The organism is Polaribacter sp. Z014 (genome assembly GCF_023555435.1).
GTDB lineage: Bacteria > Bacteroidota > Bacteroidia > Flavobacteriales > Flavobacteriaceae > Polaribacter.
Genome location: NZ_JALCZP010000006.1, coordinates 119,599 through 143,261 on the forward strand (window position 1 = coordinate 119,599; position 23,663 = coordinate 143,261).

A 23,663-nucleotide genomic window follows, 5' to 3' on the forward strand; every position below is an offset into this window, starting at 1 on the left:
ATTAATCTTAATAAAACAATTTTTTAACACAAATACTTTGCAGTGTTGTATATTAAACTAACAATCTTATAGTTAATAAAGACGTTTTTTTATTCTTTTGGGGGGTATAGTGAGTGCTTTTTTGTTCTTTTTTTATTTATTGCGTTAGTTTTTTATTGATTTTTTATTTATTGCTCTTTTTAAAACGAATTCTGTTTTATTGATAAAATGAGTGAAAAAGAATTGATTTAGCTATAATTATTATGGGTATTATATTCTTAATCCTTTTTTAACCACTACTTCCTTTATTTTATTGATGCTCTTAGGTGAGGTTTAAAACTCTTTTTGAAGTGTGTTTTGGTGCAGAGGATTTATAAGGAAACGATTGCTTAGTTTTTTTTTACTAATATCAAATACAACGCAAAAAGAATGATGTAGTTTGTTCTATTAATTTCAAGTGTTATTTAATAATTTATTGGTGTTGTTTTAAAATCTTTATAGTATTAGATTGTTTTTAATAATAAAAATAGTTCCTGTTTATTTATTATTTTCTTAACACAATAAAAAAGAGACTGCCTTTTTAGACAGTCTCTTTAAAATTTATTAAAATAAGATTATTTCATTAGATAAATACTTAGTTTTTATCCCAAAATAATTTTTGTTCTGCTGTGTCTGAGCCAATGGCTGCAGAGGCAGAAGTATAGTTTGCTCTGTTTAATGTTTGTTCTATTACAGGATAAGTATATTTATTTGGGTATCCAGATAATGCATCAGATGGAGTTTTCATTTCTGGAAAATCTAAAAGTCTGATTGAAGTCCAAGCCTCAAAACCTCTATTGTATAAAGCTAACCATTTTTGAGTACCAATAACTTCTTTCCATGGCATTGCAGCAGTACTTGTTGCAATTGCTGTTAGGTAACTAACAGTTGGTTGAGCAAGGTATGTCGTTGCTTCAGCAGCAGTTCCACCCCAATTTAAAATTGAAGCTTCAATAGCAGTATTATAATGGCTTGCAGTAGTTCCTCCTACGGAGAAAGTTCTTGCGCTAGCTTCTGCTAAAAGAAATTCTACTTCTGCGTAATCTAAAATTACTCCTGGAGCATCTGCTGCTTCTACTTTTGCAGATACTTGTGTGTGTGATGCAAAGCCAGAGGTGCTACCAATTATTCCGCCTAGATAAACGGTTTGAGAAACGGTTTTATCAGCGTCATAGTTGTCTGAGAAAAAGTATTTCATTCTAGGGTCTGTTACAGTTACAGATCCTGGTACCACAGTTTTATCATCTTTACTATCTATAGTTCCATCCTCATTTGTGTCTTCCAAATACTCATATGATCTAGGTTGCATAATTTCTACAATTGTTTCAGCTGCAACAAAATCATGTCTGCCGCTTAAAACTAAATTAGCGTGTACAGGGTGCGTGTTAGGATCTGCTGGCAGATACTTAAAGTTAGCATTGTCTGCATTGCTTGTAAATACACCAGTTGCAACAGCAGATTCTACAGTGCTTTTTGCGAATGCATTATCTACGTCAGATAATAAAATACCCATTCTTAATTTTAATGAAGCTGCAAACTTTTTCCAGCTTGTAACATCACCTGCATAAATATTATCAGCGGTGTCAAAACTACCTTTAGAGGTGTCTAGTGCGCTAATTGCAGCAGTTAATCTTGTTACTAAGTCTTTATAAACTGTAAGACCGTTATCGTATTTAGGTAATAAATTGTCTATGTCTAAAGATTCAGAATAAGGAACATCACCAAAAGTTTCTACTAAAATACTATAAGTATATACTTTTAATATTTCTATTACTTGTAGTTTATTCGATTTTAGTTCGGCATCAGAAGCTAAAGGGTATGTTGTTGCTTCAATAACTTTAGCTGCTTCGTCCAAATCTTTTAATACATCTTTATAAAGAACACTCCATTGTGTACCAGGAATTGTACGAGTTACTTGATCGTAATTGCTTTCATCTGTATACGTAGTTTCCTGCAAGTACTGAGACCAAAGTTTGGTGTTATTATTGTTTACATTTAGATCAACTATTTGGTCTACTAAATTTTTCTGTGCTCCTGTAAATAAACTTTCTCCAGGAACGGCAGAAGGATCTTTTATGTTCTTGTTAAGACCTTCTAAATTGTCTGAACAAGATGTAATAATTACTGCCGCAATTAATATTAATATTTTTTTCATTTTTTTCATTTTTAAAATTGAAGTTTAACATTGAAACCGAAATCTCTTGTTGTAGGTAAAGAACCAACTGAGTAACCTTGTAAGTTACCTGCTCCTAAACCACCTTCAGGATCTTCATGAGGTGTGTTTTTATGGATTATCCATAAGTTAGTTCCAACAAAACTTACTGTTGCGTTAGATAAGAATGTTTTGTCTAAAACCTTTTGTGGGAAGTTAAAGGTAACTGCTAATTCACGTAATTTCACATAACTAGCGTCGTAAACAAAAGCTTTATTTGGTAAACCTCTTCTATAACCGAAAGCACCAAATCTATTAGCATCGATTCTAGTGGTATTTGTAGAACCATCAGCATTTACACCAGGGTTGATAAATCCACCTCCGTCTGCAATTGTGTTTCTTACAGGGTTTCCAAGATCATTTGTAAAAGCAGTTTCTGCATATAAACCAGTTGCAAGACCGTAATATTGATCTAAAGAAAATATACTTCCTCCTTTTTGAATGTCAATTAAGAAACTTAAAGAGAAGTTTTTGTATTGGAAATTATTAGAAATACCCATATTCCATTCTGGGTTAATGTCTCCAATTACTTGGTCTGATGTAGCAGTGGCAACATATTGTCCGTTAGATGCATCTACTACTTTTTCTCCATCTATATAAGTGTAATCACTTCCTTGAATAACTCCATAAGGTTGTCCAACTCTAGCATTTAAAGTAACACCTCCTTGAAAATCTCCTAATTGTAAGTTTTCGATACCGTCTACTAAAGAAACCACTGTGTTTTCATTTTTAGACCAGTTAACATTCATGTTCCAAGTAAAGTCTTCCGTTTTAATTGGGCTACCATAAAGAGAAAGTTCAATACCTTTATTTTCAATTTCACCAGCATTTAGTATCTTAGAAGTAAATCCTGTAGCTTTAGATACAGGTACACCAAAAATTTGGTCAACTGAATTATTTTTGTAATAAGCTGCATCAAAACCAACTCTGTTATCTAAAAATTTCATTTCTAAACCAAGTTCCATACTTTTTGTAGTTTCTGGTTTTAAATTTGGGTTTTTCTTAATGTTACCAACAGATGTGCTAGCACTACCTATAGGAGTGTTTACAACAAAACTATCATATAAGAAATCGAACTCAGCACTGTTACCAACTTCAGCATAATTTGCTCTCACTTTACCAAAGGAAATCCAATCTTTTTCTATTAATTTATTGAATACAAAACTTCCTGAAACAGATGGGTAACCAAAAGTACTATGGTCTGCAGGTAAAGTTGATGAATGGTCTCTTCTATACGTTGCGTCTAAAAACAACATGTTGTCATATCCTAAAGATCCACTAATATAAACACCGTCTACTCCAATTTTTTCTGCTCTTTCGTAAGGTAAGGGTAGGGCATTTACACTATTTTGTAATGAGTATAATTTAGGTACACTTAATCCACCTGCTGTAGATACATGAATTAAATTTAAGTCATTTCTTCTAATGTTAGTACCTAAGATACCTTTTAAGTTTACTTTATCGCTAATGTCTTTATTAAAATTAAACATTAAATCGTAGTTTGTTTCTGTGTTTTGAATATTTTTTCTAGCATAACCAGAATCTACATTTCCTCTACTAACGCCAAAACTACTTGCAACACTACCGTTTGCTCTTCTTTCTTCTTGTAATTCAGAATAAGTATCAGTTGCAATTCTACCGGTAACGCTTAACCAGTCTTTTAATTCATAAGTTAAAGAGATGTTACCAATAAAACGATTTCTTGAATCATTTTGGTAGTTTTCATATCTATTCCAATAAGGGTTATCCCAGAAAATAGGAGCAGAACCTGCGTCTGTAGTTGCGGGATTCCATGTTACGTTTCTTCCTGTTGCAAAATAAATATCTTTTTGTTGTTTAAGGTCAACATTTGTTTGCCACCATTGTTTAAAGTTGGCAACAACATTATCTCCATATCCAGTAGAGTTACGCCCTTTACCACCACTTTTAATATAGTTAGCGTAACTAGTAACAGTAAGTTTATCGTTTAATTTATAGTTACCACTAAAAGAAAAATTATGTTTTTTAATTGAACTGTTTGGCATTAAACCAGTTTGATCAAATTGTGTATAGTTTAATCTATAAGACCCTTCATCCATACTCTTGTCTAAAGAGATAGAATTCGTTATTGTTACTGGAGTTTCAAAGAAAGAAATTGGACCATTTGCAGCGTTAACCCATGGCGTTGATTTTTGGTAATTAGGAGAATCAGGGTCAAAAGAATCCCATTGGTAAACTAAGCTACCATCAAAAGGAGCTCCGTAAGAACCGTCTTCTGTATAAACAACAACTTGGTCATTGCTTCCGTTTCCGTTAATATCTTCTTCGTACCAATAACCACCTGGACCATCATAATAAGCACCATAACCTGCTCCGTATTTTGTTTGGTATTTGGCAAAAGTACTTTTATCTATTTGACCAAAAGACATTCCTGAATTAATAGTTACACCAATTCCTTTAGCATTTTTACCTTTTTTTGTGGTAATCATGATTACACCATTTGCAGCTCTAGACCCATATAATGCAGATGCAGCAGCCCCTTTAAGAATGTTTAAGGATTCTATATCATCTGGATTAATGTCTGATGCAGCATTACCGTAATCATAATACCCTCCATTTGCTTGTGCTTGACCAGCAGAGTTTGTGTTTGTGTTATTAATTGGTACACCGTCAATTACAAATAAAGCTTGATTACTACCAGTCATAGAAGCGTTACCTCTAATAACAACATTTGTAGATCCACCTAAGTTATTGTTCTTTTTAATCTGAACACCAGATGCTTTACCAGAAAGAGCATTTACGAAGTTACCACTTTTGTTAGTGGTTAATTCTTCTCCACCTACTTTTTGTGTAGAATACCCTAAAGACTTTTTGTCTCTAGATATACCTAATGCGGTGACAACAATTTCATCTAAAACACTCGAGTCTTCTATCATAGAGACATTAATAGTGCTTGAATTTGTAACCTTTTTCTGAATGGTTTTATATCCTACATAGCTAAAACTAAGCACATCGCCTTGTTTTAAGTTAATGGAATACTTTCCGTTAAAATCAGTTTGAGTTCCATTGTTTGTGCCCTCAATAGCGACACTTACTCCAGGTAGTGTACCAGATGAGTCTGATACAGTCCCAGAAACTTTTTTTTGTTGTGCAAACGAAATTTGCACGACCAACGCTAAGAATAGCGTTAAAATTCCATTAAACTTTGTCTTCATTGTATAATTATTTGAATTAATTAGAACCAAAAATCTTAAATTTATCTTAATAAAACAATTTTTTAACATAAATAGTTTGGATTTATGGTAGTATAAGTTGTGGTTTTTTTTGTTTTATCATCACTTTACTGAGTGTTTTTAGTTTTAAATAATTGACAATGTGTTATTTATGATTGTTGTTTGTTTTAGGGGTGCTTGTTTTTTTTATGTAAAATAAATTATTATATTTTTATTATTTTAGTCAAATCGTTAGTTTATTTAGAAATTTTGATCTTTTTCTCTGGTTCTAGTTGTGGAATATTTAATGATTTTAATGTTTTGGAATATTATTGATAATTGGGTTTTTTGTATTTTTCAAATCGTTTGTATTCTTACTTTTATTTCTGTTTCTTAATATTTGGGTAATGTATTAAAAGTGGTGTTTAAAAATAGTTTTTCCAGTTGATGATTAACTTAATATTTTTATAGTCAATATTTTGTTGGTTTGTTTTACCTACGGAAACATTAAGGTTAATTTGAGAATTATTTGTATTGAATAAATAACCCAATCCTAAACCTAATAGATTTTCGTTTTTAGAATTTAGCTTAATTCTTCCCAGGTCGGTTAAAGTGTATAAATATGATTTTTTAGATGTTAGGTATCTATATTCTATGTTAAAATAAGTGTAATTGTTGGTGAATATGCTTTGCTCATTAAACCCGCGTATGCTATTTGCTCCTCCAATTCTAAATAGTTCATTGTCTATAAATGTGTCTGAGTTTAAATAACCTGTTTTATTTTTGATAAAAATACTATTACGTATATTTAAATCCCATAGGTATGAAATGGTAGATTCTATTTTAAATTGATTTGTGGTGTTTTTATCTGTTGTTCTTTTACCATAGCTAGGATTTAGATCTACGTAAAATTTGTTGTTTAAAAAAAAATCATTTTTAGGTACGTTATATTTAAATTGAAATCCTAAAAAATAATTGCTATAACTCTCTATATTGTTTATTAGGTTTTCTTTTAGGTTCTCCGAGGTTTCAGAATTGTAAGTGAATGACAGTTCTGATTTAGAGTTAATGTGATACGCTATTCTGGCATCGAATTTTGAGTTTAGAAATGTAGAATCTTGTTTATAGATGTTAAAAGCCATTTCTGGACTAAATTTCGAGTTGAAAATATAGGGTATTTGGGTAGATAATTTTAATTCTTGTTTTTCTTCTCCAATACTATTCCAAAATAAGCCAAACTTTTCGCCTGTGTTTAGAATGTTATTTAGTTGTATGTCAATATTTCCATTAAATAATACGTCTCCATTTTCTTTAGAAGCAAAACTTACAATTCCATCAAAACTATTATTTGGATGTTTTCTTAAGTACATATATAATAAGGTAGAATCTTTTGTAAATAATATTTCTGGAGATTTAATTTCTTTAATGAAGTCTAAACTTTTTGTCGCTTCAGATATTTCTTTAATTTTTGTTTGATTGAAAACACTAGATGGTTTTATGTTGAAGTAATTTTTTAAATACGATTTCGGGAAATTAGCATACCCTTTAATGATCACTTTATTAATGGTTCTTTTTTTAGAAGGATTAATAATTAAATCAGCAAATAATGTTTTGTCTTTAATTATAATGTTTTTTAATTGTACTGTAGAAAATGATTTTCCTTCTTTATCTAGTTTCTTAGAAATATTGGAAAGGGTGGATGATAACTTTTCAATAGGAATAGTAACGGTGTTTTCCTTTTCTGTTGATGTTTTTAAATAATTTTTTGTTGTTTGGTTTATGCTAATAATGGCATTCTCTATCTTTTTGTTTAGGTTGATGGAGATAATGTATTTGTTTTTTGCTTTTTTTATGCTTTCTATGTTGCTTGTAAAATAACCTATGTTTTTTAAATATTCAGTTACTCTAACTATTTCTTTATTTATGGTAATAGTGTCTTTGTGAAGTTTTAGATAGTCAATTTTATTTAAAACTTTTTTTTCAATTTTATTTTTAGAAGTTAAATCTAAAGTGAATTCCTGAGCAAAGATTCCATTAATGGAGTATAAGGTGAGTAATATATATATATAATGAGTGGTTCTTTTTTTCAAAATGGATAAAATAATTGGTTCAAAAGTAATAGAAAATCACAAAATTCAATATAAAAATCATCATTAAGAAAAAATAACTTGCTGATACTTGAATAATTAGAAAAAAATTGTACATTTGCGGACTCTTAAAAAAGAGTAAAGGTTTAATTATAAACGAAAAACAGTAATAATTTAGTATGCCAACTATTCAACAATTAGTTCGTAAAGGAAGAACCAAAATAACTAAGAAGAGTAAATCGGCTGCTTTGTCGTCTTGTCCTCAAAGACGTGGAGTGTGTACTCGTGTTTATACTACAACACCAAAAAAACCTAATTCAGCAATGCGTAAAGTTGCCAGAGTTAGATTGACAAATGGTAATGAGATAAACGCATACATTCCAGGAGAAGGACATAACTTACAAGAGCACTCGATAGTATTAGTTAGAGGTGGAAGGGTAAAAGATTTACCAGGTGTTAAATATCACGTAGTACGTGGTGCATTAGATACAGCGGGAGTTGAGGGTAGAACCCAGAGACGTTCAAAGTATGGTGCAAAACGCCCAAAGAAGTAAGAGTTATCGGTAAAGAGTTGTAAAGCTTTTAGAGTAGTAGTTAATTGTTTGAGAATTTTCTTGAGTTTTTACTATTGTTTTAATGTTTTGTAGCGAAGAGCTAATAACAAATTAATTAACTTTTTTAATGTAAAGACATGAGAAAAAGAGCAGCAAAAAAAAGAGTCTTATTACCGGATCCAAAATTTAACGATCAGTTAGTAACACGTTTTGTGAATAACTTAATGTGGAGCGGTAAGAAGTCTGTGGCATTTAAAGTGTTTTATGACGCTTTAGAGCTAGTAGAAGAAAGAAAAGGAGAAGACGAAGAAAAATCGGCTTTAGAAATTTGGAAAGATGGTTTGTCAAATGTAATGCCTCACGTAGAAGTAAGATCTCGTCGTGTTGGTGGTGCAACATTCCAAATACCAATGCAAATTAGACCAGACCGTAAGGTGTCTATGGCTATTAAATGGATGATTTTATATACTCGTAAGAGAAATGAAAAAACCATGGCACAGCGTTTAGCAGCGGAAATTTTAGCAGCAGCTAAAGAAGAGGGTGCAGCAGTAAAAAAACGTACTGATACTCACAAAATGGCAGAGGCTAATAAAGCTTTCTCTCACTTTAGATTTTAATAGAGATGGCTAGAGATTTAAGATATACAAGAAATATAGGTATTGCCGCACATATTGATGCTGGTAAGACTACTACAACAGAGCGTGTGTTGTTCTATACGGGTGTTTCTCACAAGATTGGTGAGGTGCATGATGGAGCAGCTACAATGGACTGGATGGAGCAAGAGCAGGAAAGAGGTATTACAATTACTTCTGCTGCAACTACTTGTGAATGGCAATTTCCTATGGAAAACGCTAAAGTTCTTCCAGATACTAAAGATTACCATTTTAATATTATCGATACTCCAGGTCACGTTGATTTTACTGTAGAAGTAAATAGATCATTACGTGTCTTGGACGGTTTAGTTTTCTTATTTTCTGCAGTTGATGGTGTTGAGCCTCAATCAGAAACTAACTGGAGACTTGCTGATAATTATAAAGTGCCAAGAATTGGTTTTGTTAATAAGATGGACCGTCAAGGATCTGATTTTATGATGGTTTGTGACCAGGTAAAAACAATGTTAGGTTCTAATGCAGTTCCAATTGTTTTAAATATTGGTGATGAAGAGAACTTTAAAGGTATTGTAGATCTAGTTAAAAACAGAGCTATTATATGGCATGAAGAAGGAATGGGTGCAACATTTGATGTTGTAGATATTCCTGATGATTTAAAAGAAGAAGCGAAAGCATTACGTGCTAATCTTATTGAAGAAGTAGCTAGTTATGATGAAAATCTTTTAGAGAAATTCATGGAAGATGAAAATTCTATTACGGAAGATGAAGTGCATCATGCACTGAGAGCTGCTGTTATGGATATGGCTATCATTCCTATGATTTGTGGTTCTGCATTTAAAAATAAAGGTGTTCAGTTTCTTTTAGATGCTGTTTGTCGTTATTTACCTTCTCCTATGGATAAAGAAGGTATTGTAGGTATAAACCCAGATACAGAAGAAAAAGAATTACGTAAACCAAGTGTAGATGAGCCTTTTGCTGCTTTAGCATTTAAAATTGCAACAGACCCTTTTGTTGGTCGTTTAGCATTTTTTAGAGCATATTCTGGTCGTTTAGATGCTGGTTCTTATGTTTTAAATAACCGTTCAGGTAAAAAAGAACGTATTTCACGTATTTATCAAATGCATGCGAATAAGCAAAATGCAATTGATTATATCGAAGCTGGAGATATTGGTGCTGCTGTAGGTTTTAAATCTATTAAAACAGGAGATACTTTAACTGCTGAAAAATTCCCTCTTGTATTAGAGTCTATGGATTTTCCAGACCCAGTAATTGGTATTGCTGTTGAGCCTAAAACAAAAGCGGATGTAGATAAATTAGGAATTGGACTTGCTAAGTTAGCAGAAGAAGATCCTACTTTTACAGTACGTTCAGACGAAGCTTCAGGACAGACTATTATTTCTGGAATGGGCGAGTTACACTTAGATGTACTTGTAGATCGTTTAAGACGTGAGTTTAATGTTGAAGTAAATCAAGGTCAACCTCAAGTTGAATATAAAGAAGCTATTACTGCTGAAACAGATCATAGAGAAGTTTATAAAAAACAATCTGGTGGTCGTGGTAAATTTGCTGATATTGCATTTACAATAGGGCCTGCAGATGAAGGTGTTCAAGGATTACAATTCGATTCTGTTATTAAAGGTGGTAATGTTCCTAGAGAATTTGTTCCTTCTGTAGAGAAAGGATTCAGAGAAGCTATGAAGAATGGTCCTTTAGCTGGATACGAAATGGATTCAATGAAAGTTACTTTAAGAGATGGTTCTTTCCACGCAGTGGATTCTGATGCATTATCTTTTGAGTTAGCTGCAAGAATGGGGTATAAAGCTTCTGCAAAATCTGCAAAAGCAAAAATCATGGAGCCTTTAATGAAGGTAGAAGTGTTAACTCCTGAAGCAAACATGGGGGATATCGTTGGAGATTTAAATAGAAGAAGAGGTCAGGTTAACGACATGAGTGATCGTGCTGGATCTAAAGTTGTAAAAGCAATTGTTCCATTATCTGAAATGTTTGGATATGTAACAGCTTTAAGAACTATGTCTTCTGGTAGAGCAACATCTACAATGGAATTTTCACATTATGCAGAAACTCCTTCTAATGTATCGGAAGAAGTAATCGCAAAATCTAAAGGATAATCTACTTAATAATTACAAGATGAGTCAAAAAATTAGAATTAAATTAAAATCTTACGATTACAATTTAGTAGATAAATCTGCTGAAAAAATCGTTAAGACGGTAAAAAGTACTGGTGCTGTTGTAAACGGACCAATACCATTACCAACACATAAAAAGATTTTTACTGTTTTACGTTCTCCACACGTAAACAAAAAATCTAGAGAGCAATTTCAATTAGCTTCTTACAAAAGATTATTAGACATTTATAGTTCTTCTTCGAAAACTATTGATGCTTTAATGAAACTTGAGTTACCAAGCGGTGTTGAAGTAGAAATTAAAGTTTAATTAAACTTTAATGGTAGTTCTCACGAAAGTGAGGATCTCTAAAAAAAAGTAATTTTATATTAACTTTCGGTTTAATTTTGTTAAACCGAAAGTTTTTTATACTTTTGCAACCCGAAATAGAGTAGGGTGACGCTATTTTTTGAGTAAAATTAAGAAATAGTAACATGTCCAGAGCGTTTCGCGAAGGAAAAACGGAAAAAACAAAATCAGCGTTGAATTTGTTTGCGCTGTTTTTTTTGGTCGAAATTTAAAGGGCGAAAATGAAACAATTGTTTCAAAAAATAAATTATTAATATAGACGCGCTGGATAATTAAATCTATCGTCTAAAATTTTAACTAAATGTCTGGGTTAATAGGAAGAAAGATTGGGATGACCAGCTTATTCGATGAGAACGGGAAGAATATTCCTTGTACAGTAATCGAAGCGGGTCCTTGCGTTGTCACTCAGGTCAGAACCGAAGAGGTTGACGGCTATAGTGCGTTACAGCTTGGTTTCGATGACAAAAAAGCAAAAAGTTCTAACAAAGCGTTAGATGGCCACTTTAAAAAAGCTGGTACCACTGCTAAAAGAAAAGTTGTTGAATTTCAAGGATTTGAAGAGCAGTTTAAATTAGGAGATTCTATAACTGTAGATCACTTTGAAGAAGGCGAATTCGTTGATGTTTCTGGTGTATCTAAAGGTAAAGGTTTTCAAGGTGTTGTAAAACGTCATGGATTTGCTGGTGTAGGTCAAGCTACTCACGGTCAACATAACCGTTTAAGAGCTCCGGGTTCTATCGGTGCTGCGTCATATCCTGCAAGAGTATTCAAAGGAATGCGAATGGGAGGCCGTATGGGTGGAGATAAAGTGAAAGTACAAAACTTAAGAGTATTAAAAGTAGTTGCTGAAAAGAACTTACTTGTTGTTAAAGGAGCAGTTCCTGGACACAAAAATGCTTTTGTAACTATTCAGAAATAATGAAAGTAGCAGTTTTAGATATTACAGGAAAAGATACAGGTAGACAAGTTGAACTTTCTAGCGATGTATTTGGGATAGAGCCTAACGATCATGCAATTTATTTAGATGTAAAGCAGTATTTGGCAAATCAACGTCAAGGAACGCATAAGTCTAAAGAGAGAGCTGAAATTACAGGTTCTACAAGAAAGATAAAAAAACAAAAAGGAACTGGTACTGCAAGAGCAGGTTCTATCAAGTCTGGTGTTTTTAGAGGTGGTGGACGTATGTTCGGACCAAGACCAAGAAGTTATTCTTTTAAATTGAATAAGAACTTAAAGCGTTTAGCACGTAAGTCTGCTTTAAGTATTCAAGCAACAGATAAAAACTTGGTAGTGATAGAAGATTTTGACTTTGAAACACCAAAGACAAAGAACTTTACAAACTTATTAGATGCTTTAGCTTTAGATGCTAGAAAATCTTTATTTGTTTTAAATGGATTAAATACGAATGTGTATTTATCTTCTAGAAACTTAAAAGGTTCTACAGTAATTAACGCTTCAGATTTAAATACTTATGGTATTTTAAATGCAAGTAAGATCGTTATTACTGAAGGTTCTTTAGAAGGAATTAATACAATTTTAAATAAATAGGGATTCATAATGAGTATTTTAATAAAACCTATTATCACGGAAAAAGCAACTAATGATAGCGAATTATATAATCGTTTTACATTTGTTGTAGATAAGAAAGCTAATAAAGTTGAAATCAAGGGAGCTGTAGAAGCGGCTTATGGAGTTTCTATTTTAAGCGTTAAGACTTTAAACTATCCAATTCAAAGAAATACTAAGTTTACTAAAAAAGGTTTAGTAACAGGTATTAAAAGTGGATACAAGAAGGCTATCGTTCAAGTAGCAGAAGGAGAAAGCATTGATTTTTATAACAATCTTTAAGAAAAGACAAAAATGTCAGTTAGAAAATTAAAACCAATAACACCAGGTCAGCGTTTTAGAGTTGTAAATGGGTTCGACACCATAACAACTGATAAGCCGGAGAAAAGTTTACTTGCTCCGAAAAAACGATCTGGAGGTCGAAACAGTCAGGGAAGAATGACAACTCGTAATATAGGAGGTGGTCATAAACAAAGATACCGTATTATCGATTTTAAAAGAGAGAAAGCTGGTATTCCCGCAACAGTTAAAACTATAGAGTACGATCCAAATCGTACTGCATTTATTGCTTTACTTAGTTATGCTGATGGAGAAAAGCGTTATGTGATTGCACAAAACGGTTTAACAGTAGGTCAAACTATTGTAGCAGGTAGTGGGGTTGCTCCAGAAATTGGAAATGCAATGTCATTAAGCGAAATTCCTTTAGGAACTACAATATCTTGTATTGAATTACGTCCAGGTCAAGGAGCAGTTATGGCTCGTTCTGCAGGTTCTTTTGCACAATTAATGGCAAGAGATGGTAAGTACGCAACTGTAAAGTTACCTTCTGGTGAAACAAGATTAATCTTGTTAACGTGTATGGCAACTATTGGAGTTGTATCTAATTCAGATCATCAATTATTAGTATCTGGTAAAGCAGGTAGAAGAAGATGGTTAGGTAGAAGACCAAGAGTTAATGCAGTAAGAATGAATCCTGTCGATCACCCAATGGGTGGTGGTGAAGGTCGTGCTTCTGGAGGTCATCCAAGATCTAGAAATGGTATTCCTGCTAAAGGATTTAAAACTAGATCTAAGACTAAAGCTAGTAATAAGTACATTATTGAACGTAGAAAGAAATAATTAAGTTATGGCAAGATCATTAAAAAAAGGACCTTACATTCACTATAAATTAGAGAAAAAAGTGTTAGCTAATGTAGAAGCTGGAAACAAAACTGTAATCAAAACTTGGTCTAGAGCAAGTATGATTTCTCCAGATTTTGTTGGACAAACAATTGCTGTTCATAACGGACGTCAGTTTGTACCAGTTTATGTTACAGAAAACATGGTAGGGCATAAGTTAGGCGAATTTTCACCAACTCGTTCTTTTAGAGGACACGCTGGTGCAAAAAATAAAGGAAAAAAATAGTAGGATATGGGAGTTCGTAAAAAAAACATGGCAGATCAGTTAAAAGCAGATAGAAAGCAACGTGCTTTCGCGAAGCTTACTAACTGTCCTACATCACCGAGAAAAATGCGTTTAGTCGCAGATCAGATAAGAGGAGTAGAAGTTGAAAAAGCTTTAAAAATCTTAAAATTTAGCCCAAAAGAAGCTTCAATTAATTTAGAGAAATTGTTGTTGTCTGCAATTGCAAACTGGCAAGCTAAAAATGAAGAAGCGTCTATTGAAGAAGCTAAATTGTTTGTAAAAACAATTTGTGTTGATAGCGCAGGAATGTTAAAGAGATTAAGACCGGCTCCACAAGGGCGTGCTCATAGAATTCGTAAGCGTTCTAATCACGTGACTTTAGAGTTAGGTAGTAAAAATTTAAGCAATTAATTAAAGTAGAAATGGGACAAAAAACAAATCCAATAGGGAATCGTTTAGGAATCATCAGAGGTTGGGAATCTAACTGGTACGGTGGTAATGACTACGGAGATAAATTAGCTGAAGATTTTAAAATAAGACAGTATGTAAATGCTAGATTATTTAAAGCAAGTGTTTCTAGAGTAATTATAGAGCGTACTTTAAAACTTGTAACCGTTACTATCACAACTGCACGTCCAGGTATCATTATTGGTAAAGGAGGTCAAGAGGTAGACAAGTTAAAAGAAGAGCTTAAAAAAATTACAGGTAAAGAGGTTCAAATAAATATTTTTGAAATTAAACGTCCAGAATTAGATGCAAAATTAGTTGCAGTTAGTGTTGCTCGTCAAATTGAAAATAGAATTTCTTACAAGAGAGCTACTAAAATGGCTATTCAGGCTACTATGCGTATGAACGCTGAAGGAATTAAAATTCAAATTTCAGGTCGTTTAAATGGAGCTGAAATGGCACGTTCAGAACATTATAAAGAAGGAAGAATTCCACTTTCTACTTTTAGAGCTGATATTGATTATGCACTTGTAGAAGCACATACTCAATACGGAAGACTAGGTGTTAAAGTATGGATTATGAAGGGTGAGGTATATGGTAAAAGAGAATTGTCTCCATTAGTTGGTTTGTCTAAAAAACAAGGCGGTAATAAAGGTGGTGGTGATAGATCTAAACGTCAACAACCTCGTAGAAGAAAATAATTTTTAAAATTAGAAATTAAAAATGTTACAGCCAAAAAGAGTAAAATACCGTAAGGTACAGAAGTCGAAAGGAAATATGACTGGTATTTCTGGTAGAGGAAATCAACTTTCTAATGGAATGTTTGGTATCAAATCTTTAGACCAGAACTTATTAACTTCTCGTCAAATAGAAGCAGCTCGTATCGCGGCAACTCGTCATATGAAAAGAGAAGGGCAGTTATGGATTAAAGTATTTCCAGACAAGCCTATCACTAAGAAACCTTTAGAGGTACGTATGGGTAAGGGAAAAGGAGCACCAGATCATTTTGTTGCAGTTATTAAACCGGGTAGAATTTTGTTTGAAATTGGTGGAGTATCAATGGATGTGGCAAAAGAAGCTTTACGTTTAGCAGCTCAGAAACTTCCAGTAAAAACGAAGTTTGTAATAGCAAGAGATTTTGATATTAACGCATAATTCTAAATAAAATGAAACAATCTGAAGTAAAAGAATTATCTACAGCTGATCTTAATGAAAAGCTTGGAGCGTTGCAAAAGAATTATACTGATCTTAAAATGGCTCACGCAATCACTCCATTGGAGAATCCATTGCAATTGAGAGGTTTAAGAAGAACTGTAGCAAGAATTGCAACAGAATTAACAAAAAGAGAATTACAATAATTCTATAGTCAGTTTTAAAGATGGAAAAAAGAAATCTTAGAAAAGAGAGAATTGGTGTTGTTTCTAGTAACAAAATGGAAAAATCTATTGTTGTTGCTGAAACTAAGAGAGTAAAGCACCCAATGTACGGTAAATTCGTATTAAAGACGAAAAAGTATGTTGCACACGACGAACAGAATGATTGCAACGAAGGAGATACTGTTAGGATCATGGAAACAAGACCTATGAGTAAATCTAAACGTTGGAGATTAGTAGAAATCCTAGAAAGAGCTAAATAATATGTTACAGACAGAATCAAGATTAAAAGTCGCAGATAACACTGGAGCAAAAGAAGTTTTAGTGATTAGAGTTTTAGGAGGAACAAGAAAACGTTACGCAAGTATTGGAGACAAGATTGTAGTAGCTGTTAAATCTGCAACTCCAAACGGAACTGTAAAAAAAGGTCAAGTATCTAGAGCAGTTGTTGTAAGAACGAAAAAAGAAGTAAGACGTAAAGACGGATCATACATCAGATTTGATGATAACGCTTGTGTACTTTTAAATCCTACAGAGGAAATGAGAGGAACACGTGTATTTGGTCCTGTTGCTCGTGAGCTTCGTGAGAAACAATTCATGAAAATAGTATCATTAGCACCTGAAGTGCTTTAAATCATTATATAAGATGAAGAAGTTCAAATTAAAATCAGGAGATACTGTAAAAGTAATTGCAGGAGATCATAAAGGATCTGAAGGAAAGGTTTTACAAATCATTAAAGACAAGGATAGAGTTTTAGTAGAAGGTGTTAACTTAGTTTCTAAGCACACAAAACCTAGCGCTCAAAATCCTCAAGGTGGTATTGTAAAGAAAGAAGCTTCACTTCACATATCTAACTTAATGTTAGTTGAAGATGGTGTAGCTGTGAGAGTAGGTTATAAGGTTGATGGAGATACTAAGACTAGAGTCTCTAAAAAAACTAAAAAATAAGGATAATCATGAGTTACGTACCAAGATTAAAAGCAGAATACAAAGAAAGAGTAATAAAAGCTCTTACTGAAGAATTCAGTTACAAGAATGTAATGCAAGTACCTAAATTAGAAAAAATAGTTGTTTCTAAAGGTGTAGGTGCTGCAATTGCAGATAAGAAATTAATAGATTATGCTGTAGAAGAGTTGACTAAAATTACAGGTCAAAAAGCAGTTTCTACAATGTCTAAAAAAGATATCGCTGCATTTAAATTGCGTAAAGGGATGCCAATTGGTGTTAAAGTTACTTTACGTGGAGATAAAATGTATGAGTTTTTAGATAGATTAGTTACAGCTTCATTACCTCGTGTAAGAGACTTTAACGGTATAAAAGCTAATGGTTTTGATGGAAGAGGTAATTACAATTTAGGAATTACTGAACAAATCATCTACCCAGAGATTAATATTGATCAAGTTAAAAAGATTAGTGGAATGGATATTACTTTTGTAACATCTGCAGATACTGATAAAGAAGCAAAATCATTATTAGGAGAATTAGGTTTACCATTCAAAAAAAATTAAGAAATGGCTAAAGAATCAATGAAAGCGCGTGAGCGTAAGAGAGCAGCAACAGTTGCAAAATATGCAGAAAAGAGAAAAGCTTTAAAAGAAGCTGGAGACTATGAAGCTTTGCAAAAGTTACCAAAGAATGCTTCACCAGTTAGAATGCATAACAGATGTAAATTAACTGGTCGTCCAAAAGGATATATGAGACAATTTGGTTTATCTCGTGTTACTTTTAGAGAAATGGCAAATCAAGGGTTAATACCTGGTGTTAAAAAAGCATCTTGGTAGAAAATTTTAAATAAAGCTCAAATATAAAAATAGAATGTGTATCTTTGCACGCTCTATTTTTTTTGAGTATAAGAATTTTAACTGATTATAGGTTCATGTATCACAGAGTAATCTGTAGCATAAATAGAGATATTTGAAAACCGTAATCGCAATTTTAAATAAATATGTATACAGATCCAATCGCGGATTTTCTTACTAGAGTAAGAAATGCAATCGCAGCAGGACACAGAGTAGTGGAAATTCCGGCTTCAAATTTGAAGAAGGAAATGACTAAAATTTTGTTTGATCAAGGGTATATTTTAAGCTACCAGTTCAATGACGATAAAGTTCAGGGGACAATTAAGATAGCTTTAAAATACGAAAGAGACACAAAAGAGTCAGTAATTAGAAAAATTCAACGTATCAGTACACCAGGTTTACGTAAATATGTTGGCTCTACAGAGATGCCAAGAGTATTAAACGGACTTGGAATTGCTATTGTTTCTACATCTAGAGGTGTAATGACAAACAAAAAAGCACGTCAAGAAAATGTTGGAGGAGAAGTTTTATGTTACGTTTATTAATCTAAGGAAATGAGTAGAATAGGAAAAAATCCCGTTAGCATTTCACAAGGTGTAGATGTAAACATAAAAGACAATGTTGTAACCGTTAAAGGAAAATTAGGTGAGTTAACTCAGACTATTTCTAATGGTATTACAATTAAGATTGAAGATGGAACTATCACATTAGATAGAGCATCTGAAAGTAAAGACCATAAAGCACAACATGGTTTAATGAGAGCTTTGATCGCAAATATGATTGAAGGTGTAAGTAAAGGTTGGACTAAAGATTTAGAATTGGTAGGTGTAGGTTATAGAGCATCTAATCAAGGACAAAAATTAGATTTAGCTTTAGGTTTCTCTCATAATATTGTTTTAGAAATAGCTCCAGAAGTTAAAATTGAAACAATATCTGAGAAAGGGAAAAACCCGATCATTAAATTATCTTCATTTGACAAACAATTAGTTGGTCAAATTGCTGCAAAGATTCGTTCTTTCAGAGCTCCAGAGCCTTATAAAGGTAAAGGTGTTAAGTTTGTTGGTGAAATATTAAGAAGAAAAGCAGGTAAATCTGCATAATATATAACATTATGGCATTATCAAAGCTTCAAAGAAGAGCTAGAATTAAGCGTAGAATTAGAAAGATTATTTCTGGTACAGCTGTTAAACCAAGGTTAACGGTTTATAGAAGTAACAAGGAAATTTACGCTCAATTGGTAGACGATGTAAACGGAGTAACATTAGCTTCAGTTTCATCTAGAAATAAAGAAATAAAAGCAGATACTAAATCAGATGCTGCAATGGCTGTTGGAAAAGCAATCGCTGAGAAAGCAACTAAAGCTGGTATAGAAACAGTATCTTTTGATAGAAACGGATATTTATATCACGGTAGAGTTAAAGTATTAGCAGACGCTGCAAGAGAAGCTGGTTTAAAATTTTAAGAAATTATGCAAGGATATAAAAACGTAGAAAGAGTTAAGCCTAGTGGGTTAGATCTTGTAGATAGATTAGTTGGTGTACAACGTGTTACTAAAGTAACAAAAGGTGGTAGAGCATTTGGTTTCTCTGCAATTGTTGTTGTAGGAGACGGAAGTGGTGTTGTTGGTCATGGATTAGGTAAATCTAAGGATGTTGCATCTGCTATTGCTAAAGCAATTGAAGATGCTAAGAAAAACTTAGTAAGAATTCCTATTTTAGAAGCAACTTTACCTCATGAACAAAAAGGTAAATTTGGTGGAGCTAAAGTATTTTTAAAGCCTGCATCTCATGGTACAGGAGTTATAGCCGGTGGTGCTGTAAGACACGTATTAGAGGCTGTAGGTATACATGATGTATTATCAAAATCTCAAGGATCTTCAAATCCTCATAATGTAGTAAAAGCAACTTTTGATGCTTTATTACAATTAAGAAGTGCAGCATCTATTGCTAAACAAAGAGGGATTTCTTTAGAGAAAGTATTTAACGGATAAACCTAAGAACGATGGCAAGAATTAAAGTTACACAAGTAAAAAGTCAAATCGGACGTCTACAAAGTCAAAAAAGAACTTTAGAGGCATTAGGTTTACGTAAAATGCACCAAACTGTAGAGCATGAGGCTACGCCTTCTATAGTTGGTATGGTAAATACAGTTAAACACTTAGTTTCTTTCGAAGAAATTAAATAAGACATATAGAAAAATGAGTTTACATAATTTAACACCAGCAGAAGGTTCCATTAAAAAAGGAAAAAGAATTGCAAGAGGTGAAGGATCTGGAAAAGGTGGTACCGCTACAAGAGGACACAACGGACAGAAATCTCGTTCTGGTTATTCTAAAAAGATTGGTTTTGAAGGTGGGCAAATGCCACTTCAAAGACGTGTACCAAAATTTGGTTTCACAAACATTAATCGTATTGAATATCAAGGTATCAATTTAGATAAATTACAATCTTTAGTAGATAGTGGAAAGATAACAGATACAGTAGATTTAGATTCTTTAATAGCTAATAGATTAGCAAGAAAAAACGACTTAATAAAAATATTAGGTGGTGGAGAATTAAAGGCTAAATTAAATATTACTGTACATAAATTTACAGCATCAGCAAAAGCAGCTATTGAAGCGGCTGGAGGAGAAGCTGTTACTTTATAACATCCCGTAAATGATGAAATTAATAAATAGATTAAAAGAAATTTTCAGTATTGAGGAGTTGAAAAATAAAATTCTTCTTACTATCGGTTTAATTGCTGTATATCGTTTTATGGCGGCTGTTCCTTTACCTGGAATAGATCCCTTACAACTTACAGCTTTAAAAGAAAGTACTTCTGGAGGTCTTTTAGGTTTATTAAATGCATTTACAGGAGGAGCATTTGCTAGAGCGTCAGTAATGGCACTTGGTATTATGCCTTATATTTCAGCATCTATTGTAGTTCAGTTAATGGGAATTGCGGTTCCTTATTTACAAAAACTACAAAAAGATGGAGAAAGTGGACGTAAAAAAATTACACAAATAACTAGATGGTTAACGATAGGTATTACTTTGGTTCAAGCACCAACGTATATTACGGCTATTAAAACGCAATTTGGTTTAGGACCAGAGGCTTTTTTAGTAACTGGACCTACTTTTTGGATATCATCTATTATCATTTTAACTGCAGGAACGGTTTTTGCTATGTGGTTGGGAGAGCGTATTACAGACAAAGGTGTTGGTAATGGTATATCATTATTAATAACAGTAGGTATTTTAGCTAAATTTCCAGCAGCATTTTTACAAGAGTTTGTTGCAAAAACAACAAATGCAGGTGCGGGTGGTATTATGATGGTTTTAATAGAAATCATTGTTTGGTTTGTAGTAATTTTATTAACTGTGCTATTAGTTACTGCTGTTCGAAAGATCGCGGTGCAATATGCTAGAAGAACAGTTGTGGGAAATGTACAAAATGTTGCAGGTTCAAGAGATTATATTCCTTTGAAATTAAATGCAGCAGGTGTAATGCCAATTATCTTTGCACAAGCAATTATGTTTTTACCAGTTGCTTTAGCTCAGAGATTTCCAGCAATTGCTAGTTTACAAGATATGAATGGTTTATGGTACAATGTTATTTTTGCATTGTTAATTGTCATCTTTAGTTATTTCTATACTGCTATTACTATTCCTACGAATAAAATGGCAGATGATTTAAAAAGAAGTGGTGGTTTTATACCAGGAATTAGACCAGGAAAAGACACAGCAGATAGATTAGATTCTGTTTTATCTAGAATAACGTTTCCAGGATCGTTGTTTTTAGCGGCATTATCAATCTTACCATCAATTGTAGTTCAGTTTGGAGTACAACATAGTTGGGCCATGTTTTTTGGTGGAACATCATTAATAATTATGGTTGGGGTTGCAATTGATACGTTGCAACAAATTAATTCGTATTTGTTAAATCGTCATTATGATGGTTTAATGAAAGCGGGGAATAGCAACAGAAAATCGAATAAATAATATGGCTAAACAATCAGCAATTCAACAAGACGGAACAATTACAGAAGCATTATCTAATGCGATGTTTCGTGTAGAATTAGAAAACGGACATATTGTTACGGCTCACATTTCAGGTAAAATGCGTATGCATTATATTAAATTATTACCAGGAGATAAGGTGAAATTAGAAATGAGCCCATACGATTTATCAAAGGCAAGAATTACTTACAGATACTAAAAAAACAAAACAGATGAAAGTTAGAGCATCAGTTAAAAAAAGAAGTGCCGACTGCAAAATAGTTCGCAGAAAAGGTAGATTATACGTGATTAATAAACAAAATCCTAGATTTAAACAAAGACAAGGGTAATGGCAAGAATAGCAGGTATTGATATTCCAAAGAATAAAAGAGGTGTTATCGCATTAACTTACATCTTTGGTATAGGAAGCAGCAGAGCTCAAAAAGTTCTAGCAGAAGCAAAAGTAGATGAGAGCATTAAAGTTCAAGATTGGACAGATGATCAAATCGCAGCAATTAGAGAACAAGTAGGATCTTTCACTATTGAAGGAGAATTACGTTCTGAGGTACAGTTAAACATCAAACGTTTGATGGATATCGGTTGTCAAAGAGGAATTCGTCATAGACTTGGTCTTCCATTAAGAGGACAAAGAACTAAGAATAACTCTCGTACAAGAAAAGGTAAGAGAAAAACTGTAGCTAACAAGAAAAAATAAGTTAGATAAAGTAATCAAGATCTAATAATAGTATTTACTATAAGGTTAGAAAACTAAATTACTAAAACTGAAAAATTATGGCAAAAGCAAGTTCAAAAAAGCGTAAGGTAATAATTGATGCTATTGGAGAGGCGCACGTAACTGCATCTTTTAACAACATCATTATTTCTTTAACAAATAAAAAAGGAGACGTTATTTCTTGGTCATCTGCAGGTAAAATGGGTTTTAGAGGTTCTAAAAAGAATACTCCATATGCAGCTCAATTAGCAGCAGAAGATTGTGCAAATGTTGCAAAAGAAGCAGGTTTACGTAAAGTAAAAGTTTATGTAAAAGGACCAGGTAATGGTAGAGAATCTGCAATTAGATCACTTCATAATGCAGGTATCGAAGTAACAGAAATTATTGATGTTACACCAATTCCTCATAATGGATGTCGTCCACCTAAGAGAAGAAGAGTATAATTAAATATTTTAATTTGATGGGAATAAGATTATCGAAGGAGAAAGCCTTAATTCATAATCCCTATCTATAACAACAAAAGAAATGGCAAGATATACAGGACCAAAAACTAAAATTGCTCGTAAATTTGGCGAGGCAATTTTTGGAGAAGATAAAAACTTCGAAAAAAGAAACTTTCCTCCAGGACAGCATGGAAATGCAAGAAGAAGAGGAAAAAAATCTGAATATGCAACTCAATTAATGGAGAAGCAAAAAGCGAAATATACTTATGGTATTTTAGAGCGTCAATTCAGTAACTTGTTTAAACAAGCACAAGCTGCTTCGGGTATTACAGGTGAAATTTTATTACAATTATGTGAATCTCGTTTAGATAACGTGGTTTATAGAATGGGTGTTTCTAATTCTAGAAGTGGAGCTCGTCAATTAGTTTCTCACAGACATATTACTGTTAATGGTGAAATCGTTAATATTCCTTCTTATAGTTTACAAGATGGAGATGTTGTTGCTGTAAGAGAAAAATCTAAATCTTTGGTAGCTATCGAAAATGCATTAGCTTCTAATAGCAATGTTTTTGAATGGTTAACTTGGAACACGGATACTAAAACTGGAACTTTTGTAAAAGCACCAGAAAGATTACAGATTCCAGAAAACATTAAAGAACAATTAATCGTAGAATTATATTCTAAGTAATCAATTAATCATATTGAAATTCGGCCAAAGGGTTTATAAATATTTCTTCACATTTATAAACC

Annotated in this window: 33 protein-coding genes; 30 read left to right on the forward strand and 3 right to left on the reverse strand. The window is 32.8% G+C overall.

Features of this window, described 5'->3' with window-relative positions:
• Window positions 1–613: 613 nt before the first annotated feature.
• The 3 genes from MPF19_RS09750 to MPF19_RS09760 all read right to left on the reverse strand — a co-directional run bounded on the left by MPF19_RS09750 (window position 614) and on the right by MPF19_RS09760 (window position 7,511).
• Complete coding sequence (locus MPF19_RS09750) at window positions 614–2,173, reverse strand: SusD/RagB family nutrient-binding outer membrane lipoprotein (RefSeq protein ID WP_249988063.1); 1,560 nt, start codon at window positions 2,171–2,173, stop codon at window positions 614–616.
• 11 nt (window positions 2,174–2,184) lie between these two features.
• Complete coding sequence (locus MPF19_RS09755; protein ID WP_249988065.1) at window positions 2,185–5,424, reverse strand: SusC/RagA family TonB-linked outer membrane protein; 3,240 nt, start codon at window positions 5,422–5,424, stop codon at window positions 2,185–2,187.
• 422 nt (window positions 5,425–5,846) lie between these two features.
• Window positions 5,847–7,511 (reverse strand): ShlB/FhaC/HecB family hemolysin secretion/activation protein, encoded by a 1,665-nt coding sequence (locus tag MPF19_RS09760; RefSeq protein ID WP_249988067.1) that lies wholly within the window; start codon window positions 7,509–7,511, stop codon window positions 5,847–5,849.
• Between the two features lie 176 nt (window positions 7,512–7,687).
• On the opposite strand from MPF19_RS09760, the gene rpsL reads away from it, so the two are divergent.
• From rpsL to rpsD, 30 genes are all read left to right on the forward strand, one after another.
• Entirely contained in the window at window positions 7,688–8,062 is a 375-nt protein-coding gene (rpsL, locus tag MPF19_RS09765; protein WP_018943587.1) for a 30S ribosomal protein S12, read from the forward strand.
• A gap of 137 nt (window positions 8,063–8,199) precedes the next feature.
• Window positions 8,200–8,679 carry a 30S ribosomal protein S7 gene (gene rpsG, locus MPF19_RS09770; protein WP_087522435.1) on the forward strand — a complete coding sequence of 160 codons (480 nt, stop codon included), beginning with the start codon at window positions 8,200–8,202 and terminating at the stop codon, window positions 8,677–8,679.
• Window positions 8,680–8,684: 5 nt separating this feature from the next.
• The gene (gene fusA, locus MPF19_RS09775) at window positions 8,685–10,802 is read left to right on the forward strand and encodes an elongation factor G (protein WP_203392040.1); all 2,118 of its coding nucleotides are present in this window, start codon (window positions 8,685–8,687) and stop codon (window positions 10,800–10,802) included.
• Between the two features lie 19 nt (window positions 10,803–10,821).
• Window positions 10,822–11,127, forward strand: a complete 306-nt coding sequence (gene rpsJ, locus MPF19_RS09780) for a 30S ribosomal protein S10 (RefSeq protein WP_004568745.1) — start codon at window positions 10,822–10,824, stop codon at window positions 11,125–11,127.
• Between the two features lie 340 nt (window positions 11,128–11,467).
• Window positions 11,468–12,085 carry a 50S ribosomal protein L3 gene (rplC, locus tag MPF19_RS09785; protein ID WP_203392041.1) on the forward strand — a complete coding sequence of 206 codons (618 nt, stop codon included), beginning with the start codon at window positions 11,468–11,470 and terminating at the stop codon, window positions 12,083–12,085.
• Window positions 12,085–12,714, forward strand: coding sequence for a 50S ribosomal protein L4 (gene rplD / locus MPF19_RS09790; RefSeq protein WP_203392042.1), 630 nt, complete (start codon window positions 12,085–12,087; stop codon window positions 12,712–12,714). Before rplC ends, rplD begins: the two co-directional genes overlap by 1 nt.
• 9 nt (window positions 12,715–12,723) lie before the next feature.
• Window positions 12,724–13,014 (forward strand): 50S ribosomal protein L23, encoded by a 291-nt coding sequence (gene rplW / locus MPF19_RS09795; RefSeq protein ID WP_203392043.1) that lies wholly within the window; start codon window positions 12,724–12,726, stop codon window positions 13,012–13,014.
• A gap of 12 nt (window positions 13,015–13,026) precedes the next feature.
• A complete protein-coding gene (gene rplB / locus MPF19_RS09800) occupies window positions 13,027–13,851 on the forward strand; it encodes a 50S ribosomal protein L2 (RefSeq protein WP_249988070.1) in 825 nt (274 codons plus the stop codon).
• Window positions 13,852–13,858: 7 nt separating this feature from the next.
• A complete protein-coding gene (gene rpsS, locus MPF19_RS09805; protein WP_109403430.1) occupies window positions 13,859–14,137 on the forward strand; it encodes a 30S ribosomal protein S19 in 279 nt (92 codons plus the stop codon).
• A 6-nt stretch (window positions 14,138–14,143) separates the two neighbouring features.
• Window positions 14,144–14,548 carry a 50S ribosomal protein L22 gene (gene rplV, locus MPF19_RS09810; RefSeq protein ID WP_203392045.1) on the forward strand — a complete coding sequence of 135 codons (405 nt, stop codon included), beginning with the start codon at window positions 14,144–14,146 and terminating at the stop codon, window positions 14,546–14,548.
• Between the two features lie 11 nt (window positions 14,549–14,559).
• Window positions 14,560–15,285 (forward strand): 30S ribosomal protein S3, encoded by a 726-nt coding sequence (rpsC, locus tag MPF19_RS09815; RefSeq protein ID WP_158841427.1) that lies wholly within the window; start codon window positions 14,560–14,562, stop codon window positions 15,283–15,285.
• A gap of 22 nt (window positions 15,286–15,307) precedes the next feature.
• The gene (rplP, locus tag MPF19_RS09820) at window positions 15,308–15,739 is read left to right on the forward strand and encodes a 50S ribosomal protein L16 (protein ID WP_203392046.1); all 432 of its coding nucleotides are present in this window, start codon (window positions 15,308–15,310) and stop codon (window positions 15,737–15,739) included.
• A gap of 11 nt (window positions 15,740–15,750) precedes the next feature.
• On the forward strand, window positions 15,751–15,942 hold the full coding sequence (gene rpmC, locus MPF19_RS09825; protein ID WP_203392047.1) for a 50S ribosomal protein L29: 192 nt from the start codon (window positions 15,751–15,753) through the stop codon (window positions 15,940–15,942).
• A gap of 20 nt (window positions 15,943–15,962) precedes the next feature.
• A complete protein-coding gene (gene rpsQ, locus MPF19_RS09830; RefSeq protein WP_065320234.1) occupies window positions 15,963–16,220 on the forward strand; it encodes a 30S ribosomal protein S17 in 258 nt (85 codons plus the stop codon).
• 1 nt (window position 16,221) lies between these two features.
• Window positions 16,222–16,590 (forward strand): 50S ribosomal protein L14, encoded by a 369-nt coding sequence (gene rplN / locus MPF19_RS09835; protein WP_068451523.1) that lies wholly within the window; start codon window positions 16,222–16,224, stop codon window positions 16,588–16,590.
• A gap of 13 nt (window positions 16,591–16,603) precedes the next feature.
• Window positions 16,604–16,906, forward strand: coding sequence for a 50S ribosomal protein L24 (gene rplX / locus MPF19_RS09840; protein ID WP_203392048.1), 303 nt, complete (start codon window positions 16,604–16,606; stop codon window positions 16,904–16,906).
• A gap of 8 nt (window positions 16,907–16,914) precedes the next feature.
• A complete protein-coding gene (gene rplE, locus MPF19_RS09845; protein ID WP_203392049.1) occupies window positions 16,915–17,466 on the forward strand; it encodes a 50S ribosomal protein L5 in 552 nt (183 codons plus the stop codon).
• A 3-nt stretch (window positions 17,467–17,469) separates the two neighbouring features.
• Entirely contained in the window at window positions 17,470–17,739 is a 270-nt protein-coding gene (gene rpsN / locus MPF19_RS09850) for a 30S ribosomal protein S14 (protein WP_203392050.1), read from the forward strand.
• 164 nt (window positions 17,740–17,903) lie between these two features.
• On the forward strand, window positions 17,904–18,302 hold the full coding sequence (gene rpsH, locus MPF19_RS09855; RefSeq protein WP_203392051.1) for a 30S ribosomal protein S8: 399 nt from the start codon (window positions 17,904–17,906) through the stop codon (window positions 18,300–18,302).
• A gap of 9 nt (window positions 18,303–18,311) precedes the next feature.
• Window positions 18,312–18,857: a 50S ribosomal protein L6 gene (rplF, locus tag MPF19_RS09860; protein WP_203392052.1), complete on the forward strand. Its 546-nt coding sequence runs from the start codon at window positions 18,312–18,314 to the stop codon at window positions 18,855–18,857.
• An 11-nt stretch (window positions 18,858–18,868) separates the two neighbouring features.
• Complete coding sequence (gene rplR / locus MPF19_RS09865; protein WP_249988071.1) at window positions 18,869–19,219, forward strand: 50S ribosomal protein L18; 351 nt, start codon at window positions 18,869–18,871, stop codon at window positions 19,217–19,219.
• 3 nt (window positions 19,220–19,222) lie between these two features.
• On the forward strand, window positions 19,223–19,747 hold the full coding sequence (gene rpsE, locus MPF19_RS09870; protein WP_203392104.1) for a 30S ribosomal protein S5: 525 nt from the start codon (window positions 19,223–19,225) through the stop codon (window positions 19,745–19,747).
• An 11-nt stretch (window positions 19,748–19,758) separates the two neighbouring features.
• Entirely contained in the window at window positions 19,759–19,941 is a 183-nt protein-coding gene (gene rpmD / locus MPF19_RS09875) for a 50S ribosomal protein L30 (protein WP_068451547.1), read from the forward strand.
• A gap of 13 nt (window positions 19,942–19,954) precedes the next feature.
• Complete coding sequence (rplO, locus tag MPF19_RS09880; RefSeq protein ID WP_203392054.1) at window positions 19,955–20,404, forward strand: 50S ribosomal protein L15; 450 nt, start codon at window positions 19,955–19,957, stop codon at window positions 20,402–20,404.
• Between the two features lie 13 nt (window positions 20,405–20,417).
• The gene (gene secY / locus MPF19_RS09885) at window positions 20,418–21,740 is read left to right on the forward strand and encodes a preprotein translocase subunit SecY (RefSeq protein WP_203392105.1); all 1,323 of its coding nucleotides are present in this window, start codon (window positions 20,418–20,420) and stop codon (window positions 21,738–21,740) included.
• Window position 21,741: 1 nt separating this feature from the next.
• Window positions 21,742–21,957 carry a translation initiation factor IF-1 gene (infA, locus tag MPF19_RS09890; RefSeq protein WP_004568721.1) on the forward strand — a complete coding sequence of 72 codons (216 nt, stop codon included), beginning with the start codon at window positions 21,742–21,744 and terminating at the stop codon, window positions 21,955–21,957.
• Between the two features lie 13 nt (window positions 21,958–21,970).
• A complete protein-coding gene (ykgO, locus tag MPF19_RS09895; protein ID WP_004568720.1) occupies window positions 21,971–22,087 on the forward strand; it encodes a type B 50S ribosomal protein L36 in 117 nt (38 codons plus the stop codon).
• Window positions 22,087–22,452, forward strand: a complete 366-nt coding sequence (gene rpsM, locus MPF19_RS09900) for a 30S ribosomal protein S13 (RefSeq protein WP_105050458.1) — start codon at window positions 22,087–22,089, stop codon at window positions 22,450–22,452. Before ykgO ends, rpsM begins: the two co-directional genes overlap by 1 nt.
• A gap of 77 nt (window positions 22,453–22,529) precedes the next feature.
• Window positions 22,530–22,913: a 30S ribosomal protein S11 gene (gene rpsK, locus MPF19_RS09905; RefSeq protein WP_249988073.1), complete on the forward strand. Its 384-nt coding sequence runs from the start codon at window positions 22,530–22,532 to the stop codon at window positions 22,911–22,913.
• An 82-nt stretch (window positions 22,914–22,995) separates the two neighbouring features.
• A complete protein-coding gene (rpsD, locus tag MPF19_RS09910; protein WP_203392056.1) occupies window positions 22,996–23,601 on the forward strand; it encodes a 30S ribosomal protein S4 in 606 nt (201 codons plus the stop codon).
• Window positions 23,602–23,663: the final 62 nt, after the last annotated feature.

What these genes read in the sequence shown, in the direction of transcription:
- fusA (WP_203392040.1), top strand. Translation starts at nt 8,685, where the DNA reads ATGGCTAGAGATTTAAGATATACAAGAAATATAGGTATTGCCGCACAT.
- rpsD (WP_203392056.1), top strand. Translation starts at nt 22,996, where the DNA reads ATGGCAAGATATACAGGACCAAAAACTAAAATTGCTCGTAAATTTGGC.
- rplF (WP_203392052.1), top strand. Translation starts at nt 18,312, where the DNA reads ATGAGTAGAATAGGAAAAAATCCCGTTAGCATTTCACAAGGTGTAGAT.
- infA (WP_004568721.1), top strand. Translation starts at nt 21,742, where the DNA reads ATGGCTAAACAATCAGCAATTCAACAAGACGGAACAATTACAGAAGCA.
- secY (WP_203392105.1), top strand. Translation starts at nt 20,418, where the DNA reads ATGAAATTAATAAATAGATTAAAAGAAATTTTCAGTATTGAGGAGTTG.
- rpsQ (WP_065320234.1), top strand. Translation starts at nt 15,963, where the DNA reads ATGGAAAAAAGAAATCTTAGAAAAGAGAGAATTGGTGTTGTTTCTAGT.
- rplW (WP_203392043.1), top strand. Translation starts at nt 12,724, where the DNA reads ATGAGTATTTTAATAAAACCTATTATCACGGAAAAAGCAACTAATGAT.
- rplD (WP_203392042.1), top strand. Translation starts at nt 12,085, where the DNA reads ATGAAAGTAGCAGTTTTAGATATTACAGGAAAAGATACAGGTAGACAA.
- rpmD (WP_068451547.1), top strand. Translation starts at nt 19,759, where the DNA reads ATGGCAAGAATTAAAGTTACACAAGTAAAAAGTCAAATCGGACGTCTA.
- ykgO (WP_004568720.1), top strand. Translation starts at nt 21,971, where the DNA reads ATGAAAGTTAGAGCATCAGTTAAAAAAAGAAGTGCCGACTGCAAAATA.
- rpsC (WP_158841427.1), top strand. Translation starts at nt 14,560, where the DNA reads ATGGGACAAAAAACAAATCCAATAGGGAATCGTTTAGGAATCATCAGA.
- MPF19_RS09755 (WP_249988065.1), bottom strand. Translation starts at nt 5,424, where the DNA reads ATGAAGACAAAGTTTAATGGAATTTTAACGCTATTCTTAGCGTTGGTC.
- rplO (WP_203392054.1), top strand. Translation starts at nt 19,955, where the DNA reads ATGAGTTTACATAATTTAACACCAGCAGAAGGTTCCATTAAAAAAGGA.
- rplX (WP_203392048.1), top strand. Translation starts at nt 16,604, where the DNA reads ATGAAGAAGTTCAAATTAAAATCAGGAGATACTGTAAAAGTAATTGCA.
- rpsN (WP_203392050.1), top strand. Translation starts at nt 17,470, where the DNA reads ATGGCTAAAGAATCAATGAAAGCGCGTGAGCGTAAGAGAGCAGCAACA.
- rpsM (WP_105050458.1), top strand. Translation starts at nt 22,087, where the DNA reads ATGGCAAGAATAGCAGGTATTGATATTCCAAAGAATAAAAGAGGTGTT.
- rplE (WP_203392049.1), top strand. Translation starts at nt 16,915, where the DNA reads ATGAGTTACGTACCAAGATTAAAAGCAGAATACAAAGAAAGAGTAATA.
- rpsJ (WP_004568745.1), top strand. Translation starts at nt 10,822, where the DNA reads ATGAGTCAAAAAATTAGAATTAAATTAAAATCTTACGATTACAATTTA.
- rplV (WP_203392045.1), top strand. Translation starts at nt 14,144, where the DNA reads ATGGGAGTTCGTAAAAAAAACATGGCAGATCAGTTAAAAGCAGATAGA.
- rpsS (WP_109403430.1), top strand. Translation starts at nt 13,859, where the DNA reads ATGGCAAGATCATTAAAAAAAGGACCTTACATTCACTATAAATTAGAG.
- rpsH (WP_203392051.1), top strand. Translation starts at nt 17,904, where the DNA reads ATGTATACAGATCCAATCGCGGATTTTCTTACTAGAGTAAGAAATGCA.
- rplR (WP_249988071.1), top strand. Translation starts at nt 18,869, where the DNA reads ATGGCATTATCAAAGCTTCAAAGAAGAGCTAGAATTAAGCGTAGAATT.
- rplB (WP_249988070.1), top strand. Translation starts at nt 13,027, where the DNA reads ATGTCAGTTAGAAAATTAAAACCAATAACACCAGGTCAGCGTTTTAGA.
- rplC (WP_203392041.1), top strand. Translation starts at nt 11,468, where the DNA reads ATGTCTGGGTTAATAGGAAGAAAGATTGGGATGACCAGCTTATTCGAT.
- MPF19_RS09750 (WP_249988063.1), bottom strand. Translation starts at nt 2,173, where the DNA reads ATGAAAAAAATATTAATATTAATTGCGGCAGTAATTATTACATCTTGT.
- rpsG (WP_087522435.1), top strand. Translation starts at nt 8,200, where the DNA reads ATGAGAAAAAGAGCAGCAAAAAAAAGAGTCTTATTACCGGATCCAAAA.
- rpsL (WP_018943587.1), top strand. Translation starts at nt 7,688, where the DNA reads ATGCCAACTATTCAACAATTAGTTCGTAAAGGAAGAACCAAAATAACT.
- rpsK (WP_249988073.1), top strand. Translation starts at nt 22,530, where the DNA reads ATGGCAAAAGCAAGTTCAAAAAAGCGTAAGGTAATAATTGATGCTATT.
- rpmC (WP_203392047.1), top strand. Translation starts at nt 15,751, where the DNA reads ATGAAACAATCTGAAGTAAAAGAATTATCTACAGCTGATCTTAATGAA.
- rplN (WP_068451523.1), top strand. Translation starts at nt 16,222, where the DNA reads ATGTTACAGACAGAATCAAGATTAAAAGTCGCAGATAACACTGGAGCA.
- rplP (WP_203392046.1), top strand. Translation starts at nt 15,308, where the DNA reads ATGTTACAGCCAAAAAGAGTAAAATACCGTAAGGTACAGAAGTCGAAA.